This is a genomic window from Candidatus Eisenbacteria bacterium, from assembly GCA_016867495.1.
Classification (GTDB): Bacteria; Eisenbacteria; RBG-16-71-46; order CAIMUX01; family VGJL01; genus VGJL01.
Genome location: VGJL01000181.1, coordinates 1 through 5,150 on the forward strand (window position 1 = coordinate 1; position 5,150 = coordinate 5,150).

The window sequence follows — 5,150 nt, forward strand, 5'->3', positions numbered from 1 at the left end:
CTCGCCGAAGGGGACATAGACGCGGAGCCGCTCGCCGCCGTCGATCAGGATCTTCCTCAGGTCGACGTCGACCCCGAGGAGCATCTGGAACTCGTATCTGTCGCGCCGGACCCCGTGGCGTTGGATCAGCCTCAGCGCCTCGAAGACAAGCCTCTCATCGTGGGTGGCGATGCCGACATAGCAGTCGGCCCGCAGGAGGACATCGAGGCAGGCGATGAAGCTACGGTTGATGATCTCGCGGTCCTGGTAGGCGACCGCCCGCGGCTCGACATAGATTCCCTTGCAGAGCCTGATGTTCGCTCCGCTCTTGGCCAGGCGCTCGGTGTCCTTCAGGCTCCGGCGAAGCATCGACTGGATGACGACGCCGACATTCGAGAAGCGTTCCCTCAGCCGGCGGTGGATCTCGAGCGTCTCGTCCGTGCAAGAGGAGTCCTCCATGTCCAGCCGGACGAAGATGCCCGCATCGGAGCCCCTCTGCACAACCTCCTGGATCCTCCCGAAGCATTCCTCCACCCCGAGCTTCAACCCAAGCTGCGTCAGCTTGACCGAGACGTTCGAGTCGAGCTTCTCGCGAACGATCGTCTCGAGCAGTCTCAGGTAACCGTCGCGGGCACGATCCGCCTCCTCCGTCCTGAAGATGTGCTCGCCGAGGATGTCCAGCGTGGCCATCGCGCCGCCCGCGTTGAGGCCGTTGACACACCGCACCGCGTCCTCGGTCCCCGCGCCGGCGATGTAGGGGCGGCTGAAGTGACGGACGATCGGCTTGGGCACGGCCGGCAGGACTCCCACAACCATTCGATCCAGGATCGACCCCATCGAATCGGACCTCCCCTCCCGTCCCCACCGCGAGGACCCTCGGTGATCCTAGGGCCGAACCCGCGCGAGTGTCAAAGACGTCGCCTTGTCGTCGTCCGGCAGGGCGCCTAGGATCTCAGGACAGACTCGCCCGCGCGGCAAGACGCGGGCGCACGCCGCATCCAAAGGAGAGACCATGGCTCAGATCCACGTCGAGCGCCGGGCGCGCTTCATGGCCGCGATCGAAGGGGGGGCCGCCCTCGTCGTTTCCCATCCCGAGATGATCCGCAACAATGACACCCTCCACGAGTACCGGGCCAGCTCGGATCTCTACTACCTCTCGGGCTTCGAGGAGCCGGAGGCGGCGCTCCTCTTGGTGCCGGGGCACGAGGAGCATCGCTTCGTGATGTTCGTCCGCCCACGCGATCCCGAGCGGGAAGTCTGGACGGGACGCCGCGCGGGCGTCGAGGGAGCCTCCGCCCTCTTCGGAGCGGAGGCGGCCTTCCCGATCGGAGAGCTCGATGCGACCCTTCCGAAGTACCTCGACGGGGTCGAGAGGCTCTTTGTGAACCTGGGCCAGGATCCCAAGAGGGACGATCTCGCCCTGCAGATGATCCACCGGACGAGGCGCGGAACCCGCGCGGCGGTCGCAGGCCCCTCGGCGCTCGCGGACGCGGCGCAGATCCTCCACGAGATGCGGCTGCGAAAGGACACTCTGGAAGTCGAGAACTTGGAGCGGGCCGCCAGGATCAGCGCCGCCGCGCACCGGGCCGCCATGGAGGCCGTCCGCCCGGGCTTGTACGAGTACGAGTTGCAGGCGGTCGTGGAGTATGCCTTGCGGCGGGGCGGATGCCATCGATGGGGGTTCCCCTCGATTGTGGGCGCCGGCCCCAACGCGACCGTCCTCCACTACGAATCGAATTCTCGACAGATCCAGGACGGAGATCTGGTCCTGATCGACGCCGCCGGGGAGTGGGGCTACATGAGCGCCGACATCACGCGCACCTTCCCCGCCTCCGGACGCTTCTCTCCTGCCCAGAGAAAGCTCTATGACATCGTCCTGCGGGCCGAGAAGGAGGCGATCGGGCGCTGCCGTCCCGGCTCCTCGCTCCAGGAGGCCCACGACGCCGCCGTCCGCGTCCTGGTCGAGGGAATGGTCGAGGTCGGCCTGCTCGAGGGGGACCCCCAGACGCTCGTGGGCGAGGAGGGGTACAAGCGCTACTACATGCACAAGACCAGCCACTGGCTGGGGATGGACGTCCACGACGTGGGCCGCTACTTCAGTGGAGGCTCCCCCAGAGCCCTTGAGCCAGGCATGGCCCTGACCGTCGAGCCGGGGCTCTATGTGGCCGAGGACGATCCCAAGGCCCCTCCCGAGTTCCGCGGGATCGGGATCCGGATCGAAGACGACGTCCTGATCACGGAATCCGGGAATCGAATCCTGACTTCCGGTGTTCCTAACGAGGCGGACGAGGTGGAGGCGCTGTGCGGGACAAGGCCGTTGGGGCCTCTCTCGTTCTAGGAAGGGGGTTATGAGATGAGACGATGGCCGTTCCTCGCGGGTGGCGTTCTGCTGGGCTTCCTGGTCTCGATGGCCGCTGTTCTTTGGGGATCGGGGGCTCCGACCGCCGCGCTCGCCCAGGGACCGGCGGTAAGCGGCGACATCGCCCTCGTCTACGGCGTGGGCGGCGTGCTGACGCGCGACGGCATCCTCTGGCAGTACCGGCCCGACAAGGGGAGTTGGGTCACGGTCGACGATGCCTTCTCCGAGGAGGGGCGCGAGACCCATGTCCTCCCCCTTCCGGTCGCGGTCGGCGAGATCGCCCATATGGAGAGCTTCGGATTCCTCGTGACGAAGTCCGGGGCATGCTGGCTGTATGATCTGGAGAAGGACCGATGGAGGGACGTGGGCCCTCCGCCGGCGAGGCGATGAAGAGGATTCGTCGGCCGGGCGCGCTGTTGCGTCCGGCGATGGAGGAGGCGCCAACCATGCGTAGGGTTCTGTGCGCGGCGGCGCTGCTCGCCGTCATGATTGCCGGGCCCGCCTTGGCCCTCGATCTGGATGACGTGATCGGGATGCTCGAGGCGGGCGTGAGCGAGGACGTCATTCTGAGACTGGTCGACTCGGAGGAGGTTCTCCTCAGAATCGAGCCGGAGGACGTCCTCGATCTCAAGAATGTGGGAGCGAGCGACTGGTTCGTGGAGGAGCTGCTCGACCGCTCGGAGCCGAGAGAGCGCGTGACGCGCTACTACCGCGCCATCGAGCCTTCCTATAGCTTCGTCACGATCGGCTACGTCTTCGATCCGTTCGACTACTACTTCGTCCACTGGCCGTACTACTACGCCTATGTGTCGCCGTTCCGGTTCTGCTGGAACTGGTGGTACTACGGAGGCCCCGTGCATCCGCACTGGTGCGACGGGTGGGGATGGCGGACCGACTACTACTGGCGCAACTGGGGGACTCGCGTCGTCTGGGATCGTGGATGGCACGCCCGGACTCGCCATCACGTGCCCCGCTACTCCGACCCCGTGAAGGAGCACCGCGGCGTGCAGGCGCGGACCGCCAGATACGATCGCCCGAGCGAGAAGCCCGAGCGCAGGACCTGGACGAGGAGGGAAGACGGGACCCGTCCCGCCCGCCCATCCGTTCAGGATCGAGGGAGTCGCGGGGACAGACCTCCAAGCGGCCACACATGGAGGCGCCCTGAAAGGCCGGAGGGATCCAAGCCCCCCCGCACGCCGCGGCCTGAGATCGGCAGAACGCCGCCGCCCGGGGGCGCGGCGCCGCGAACCCCGCGCCCGGGGAGCGGGAGAGGCGCGCCGGCGCGAGGGGCCCCGCAGGCGGGGACTGAGCAGAGGAATGAGCAGAGGTCTGAGCCGAGCCGTCCCTCGCCTCCCTCCACCGGCTGGCGAAGATGACCCGGCCCCCAGAGGCCTGAGAGCGGGCCCCGACCCGGGCGACCACCGGGCCGGGGCCTTTCTGCGTCCGGCCTGCCCCGATCCTGTGCGCGGATCGCTGCGGAGCGAGTGGTTGCCAAAATCGTCGAGTGGAATGCCTTATGCGTGGAAAACCAAACAGTTGACTCTGTTTGTGTGGCTCGCTAGACTGCGCTTGGCTCGGGTAGGACGGTCGCGGAGACGACCGAAGCTGACGGAACAGGAGGAGCGGCCGGTCCACCCAGAGAACGCGGGCCGGGGTCGGCGGGGCGCCTGACCGCGCCAGCGCCGCTTCCGGACCCGGTAGTGGACTCAGGGAGGGAGAACGGCCATGCCCAGGGTTTCCGTGATCGTTCCCACTTACAATCGCCGCGACTGTCTCGTGTGCACCATCCGCTCGATTCTCGCCCAGACTTGGAGAGATCTTGAGGTCATCGTCATCGACGACGGCAGCAGCGACGAGAGCGCCGTCGAGGTCCTTCGCCAGCTGGGTCCCGATCCCGACAGGGCGGAGTCGATCTGGCGGCAGCGGGTCCAATCGTCCAACGGGAGCCTCGGATTCGGATTCTGGACATCCGAGATTCCGCTTCAGTACATCTACCAATCCAACAGGGGAATCGGAGCGAGCCGTAACCGTGGGGTGCAGGTGTCGCAAGGCGATCTGATCGCCTTCCTCGAGCCCGACTACACATGGGACGCGCACCATCTCGAGGCGCATGTCAACTTCCTCGACTCGAGGCCTGACGCCTGGCTGGCCCACGGAACCGTGGTGATCGGCCGTCCCGCCGCGAAGGGCGGCAAGAAGCGACTCCGCCAGATCCCGCCGGCTCTCGGATTCCAGGACGTCGTCGAGGGAAGGGATCTGCACACTTCCGCCATGGTCGTGCGGAGGGCCTGCCTCCTCGCGCACGGCTGCTTCGATGAGAACCTGCCCGCGTGCGAGGACTACGACCTCTGGGTGAGGATCGCGGCCCATACGCCGGTGCAGATCGTCGCCGAGGCCGTCGTCCATCTGCGCCAGGCTCCCCCGATGACCTCGTGGAACCTCGACCGCTACAAGGTCTACGCCCTCGAAAAGGCGTTCCAGAGCGGGCATCTGAACGCGGACCAGAGACATCGCGTCGCGGAGGAGATGGTCTCCCGATGCGACATCCTGTTCGACGGCTACAAGCGCCGGAGCAATCTCGAGCGCGCCAACTTCTATGACCGTAAGCGGAAGAAGTTCGAGATCGAGGTGGCGAAGCTCGATCTGAGCGGCGTGGCGCAGCACCCGGAGGAAGGGAGGATTGCGATCGGGGCTCGCGCGGTGGAAGGGAGCCTCTACCCGACCAGCCCCTTCTAGAGAATGGAACCCAGATCCGGCGTGAAGAGGGACATACAGGCTCAGATCCAGAACCTCGAGGACCGCTACGGAACGC

At 66.6% G+C, this 5,150-nt stretch carries 5 protein-coding genes; 4 read left to right on the top strand and 1 reads right to left on the bottom strand.

The window, feature by feature from the left end; translation table 11 throughout:
- A partial coding sequence (locus FJY88_11730) for a proline dehydrogenase (protein ID MBM3288002.1) occupies positions 1–816 on the bottom strand: 816 nt, incomplete at its 3' end.
- A 175-nt stretch (positions 817–991) separates the two neighbouring features.
- Between FJY88_11730 and FJY88_11735 the strand changes: the two genes are divergently transcribed.
- The 4 genes from FJY88_11735 to FJY88_11750 all read left to right on the top strand — a co-directional run bounded on the left by FJY88_11735 (position 992) and on the right by FJY88_11750 (position 5,074).
- Positions 992–2,317 (top strand): M24 family metallopeptidase, encoded by a 1,326-nt coding sequence (locus FJY88_11735; GenBank protein ID MBM3288003.1) that lies wholly within the window; start codon positions 992–994, stop codon positions 2,315–2,317.
- Positions 2,318–2,332: 15 nt separating this feature from the next.
- Positions 2,333–2,728, top strand: coding sequence for a hypothetical protein (locus tag FJY88_11740; protein ID MBM3288004.1), 396 nt, complete (start codon positions 2,333–2,335; stop codon positions 2,726–2,728).
- A 56-nt stretch (positions 2,729–2,784) separates the two neighbouring features.
- Positions 2,785–3,714, top strand: a complete 930-nt coding sequence (locus FJY88_11745) for a hypothetical protein (protein MBM3288005.1) — start codon at positions 2,785–2,787, stop codon at positions 3,712–3,714.
- Between the two features lie 349 nt (positions 3,715–4,063).
- Positions 4,064–5,074, top strand: a complete 1,011-nt coding sequence (locus tag FJY88_11750; protein MBM3288006.1) for a glycosyltransferase — start codon at positions 4,064–4,066, stop codon at positions 5,072–5,074.
- Positions 5,075–5,150 lie beyond the last annotated feature (76 nt).